Consider the following 1508-nt stretch of genomic DNA (forward strand, 5'->3'; position numbering starts at 1 on the left):
CAGCTACCAACCGGGTTGGGCCACACCCCCTCTTTCCTCGTCATCTTCCCCCCCCACCCCTACCTCCCACCCCCTGCTTTTTCTTTGGTTGGTCCCCCCCGCCCCCCCCCCCACCAGGGGAAGAACCGCGGGCCACGGGTCAGGCCAGGGCACGGGTGTCGTCGTGGTCGGTCGACAGGGCCAGGTGGCGCCAGGCGGCGGACTCCTGCTGGAGCTGGCCGATCTTCCGGTCCAGTTCCGCCAGGTACGGCTACGAGTCAGCGCTCCGGTGCTCTGAGAACATCTCTGCTGGTCGGGTCGGGGCACCCAGACATCCCCCGGCCGGGCCGCCATCGGTGTCCTGCACTGTGCAAGGCCAGGATCACTTCGAAAACGGCAAGAGGTCTACCTTGCCTGCGGAATTCTTACTCGCAGAGCAAGGCGGTTGACCAGCCCCGGCGCGAGCAGGGCCCCGTTCGTGCTGTGGGCAAGCGCTTCTCTCGGGTGGGCTGGGCTCTGGGCCACTCGCACGGCGCGGCACGTGCCGGAGGCCAGGAGGGCTTCGGAGACTTCGGTTGCGGACTTCTCGTCCTTCGTGAGGTATGCCGTGGTCGGGCCGGAGCCGGAGACCAGTGCGGCCAATGCCCCGGCTGCCGTGCCTGCCGCCAGGGTGGCGGCCAGGGACGGGCGCAGGGACAGGGCGGCGGCCTGGAGGTCGTTGGACAGGGCGGGTGCGAGCGCGGTCGCGTCGCCGGTGAGGAGGGCGTCGAGCAGCAGCGGCGACGCTTGGGGAACGGGTATGGCTTCGTCCTCGTTCAGCCGGTCGAACTCCCGGTAGACGGCCGGCGTGGACAGCCCCCCGTCGGCCACCGCGAACACCCAGTGGAACGGCCCGCCCACCTGAAGCGGCGTCAGCAGCTCACCGCGCCCGCGCCCCAGCGCCGCCCCGCCGACCAGCGAGAACGGCACATCGCTGCCCAGTTCGGCACAGATCGACAGCAGCTCGTCGCGCGAGGCACCGGTGCCCCACAGCGCGTCGCACGCCACCAGCGCGCCCGCCGCGTCCGCGCTGCCACCGGCCATGCCGCCCGCTACGGGAATGTCCTTGGCGATGTGCAGGTGCACATCGGGTGCGATGCCGTACCGCGCCGCGAGCAGCTCCGCGGCGCGCGCGGCCAGGTTCGTACGGTCCAGCGGGACGCGGTCGGTGTCGGGCCCGGTCGCGGTGAGGCGGAGGGACGCGGCACGGGTGGCCGTCACCTCGTCGTACAGCCCGACGGCCAGGAAGACGTTGGCCAGGTCGTGGAATCCGTCCGGCCGCGCGCCACCGACGGCGAGCTGGACGTTGATCTTGGCCGGTACCCGGACGATGATCGAGATACTCACCGGCCCCGGCCTCCGGCTCCTGCCCCCGGGCAGGTGGAACGCGTGCCAGCGGCCAGCTCACGGGCGCGGGCGCGCGCCCAGGTTTCCGCCTGCAAGACGTCCGCGACCGTCAGGGAGGTTCCCCGGGCCGGCGTACCGTGCTC

General features: G+C 71.9%; 1 protein-coding gene and 1 pseudogene. Both read right to left on the reverse strand.

The window, feature by feature from the left end:
• Nucleotides 1–384: 384 nt before the first annotated feature.
• Entirely contained in the window at nucleotides 385–1359 is a 975-nt protein-coding gene (locus tag ACZ4Z1_RS41065; protein WP_468491819.1) for a 4-(cytidine 5'-diphospho)-2-C-methyl-D-erythritol kinase, read from the reverse strand.
• 2 nt (nucleotides 1360–1361) lie between these two features.
• Nucleotides 1362–1508 (reverse strand): annotated as a pseudogene (locus tag ACZ4Z1_RS41070) (1-deoxy-D-xylulose-5-phosphate reductoisomerase); the annotation flags it as partial.

It is taken from the genome of Streptomyces sp. NPDC030165, from assembly GCF_055573595.1.